Origin of the sequence: Vibrio sp. 1180_3 (assembly GCF_029478545.1) — a bacterium.
Taxonomy (GTDB): Bacteria; Pseudomonadota; Gammaproteobacteria; order Enterobacterales; family Vibrionaceae; genus Vibrio; species Vibrio aestuarianus.
On record NZ_SJFM01000139.1, the window covers coordinates 1 to 956 of the forward strand.

Annotated in this window: 3 tRNA genes and 2 rRNA genes; all 5 read left to right on the forward strand. The window is 45.1% G+C overall.

Going from position 1 to position 956, the window contains the following annotated elements:
• A 16S ribosomal RNA gene (locus EYW48_RS21265) occupies positions 1 to 70 on the forward strand; the annotation flags it as partial.
• Positions 71 to 158: 88 nt separating this feature from the next.
• A tRNA-Glu gene (locus EYW48_RS21270) sits at positions 159 to 234 on the forward strand.
• 1 nt (position 235) lies between these two features.
• Positions 236 to 311: transfer RNA gene (locus tag EYW48_RS21275), tRNA-Lys, on the forward strand.
• Between the two features lie 43 nt (positions 312 to 354).
• Positions 355 to 430: transfer RNA gene (locus EYW48_RS21280), tRNA-Val, on the forward strand.
• 358 nt (positions 431 to 788) lie between these two features.
• Positions 789 to 956, forward strand: a 23S ribosomal RNA gene (locus EYW48_RS21285); the annotation flags it as partial.

Consider the following 956-nt stretch of genomic DNA (forward strand, 5'->3'; position numbering starts at 1 on the left):
GTGGTTCATGACTGGGGTGAAGTCGTAACAAGGTAGCGCTAGGGGAACCTGGCGCTGGATCACCTCCTTATACGATGATTACTCTGATGAGTGTCCACACAGATTGATGGTTTATACAGTTTTAGAGAAAGAATGTTCCCAAACATTCGCCACTTAGTGTCCCGTTCGTCTAGAGGCCTAGGACACCGCCCTTTCACGGCGGTAACAGGGGTTCGACTCCCCTACGGGATACCATGGGTCGTTAGCTCAGTTGGTAGAGCAGTTGACTTTTAATCAATTGGTCGCAGGTTCGAATCCTGCACGACCCACCATTTCCTACCGCGGAAATGCTTACTTTAGGTAAGAAAACAATGTGGGCGATTAGCTCAGTTGGGAGAGCACCTGCCTTACAAGCAGGGGGTCACTGGTTCGAGCCCGGTATCGCCCACCACTCTCTAAGGATTTTTGGATGCACACTTCCAAACCAGATTAAGTAATTGAACTGGTTGGTTTGTTTGACGCTGAAAGTCATTAGAAAGTGATTCATTCCTTTGGGAATAACACTCGCTCTTTAACAATTTGGAAAGCTGACTGATAACAACGTGATTTGTTGTTATCAAATAAAAGTTCTCAATATCAATACGTTTACGTATTGATACCAAACACATTCAAGTGTTCTTGGGAAAGCTTACTGCGGTAAGTTTTCAAAATTGAGTCCGGCAAAATCGAAATGTCTCTCGCTCATTCAATAAAGAGAGACACTAAACCTTGGTGACTTGTCATCAACACGAAACTTCTTCGGGTTGTATGGTTAAGTGACTAAGCGTACACGGTGGATGCCTTGGCAGTCAGAGGCGATGAAGGACGTATTAACTTGCGATAAGCGTAGATTAGGCAGTAAAAGCCACTTGAGTCTACGATTTCCGAATGGGGAAACCCACTAGCATAAGCTAGTATCGCTGCGTGAATACATAGCG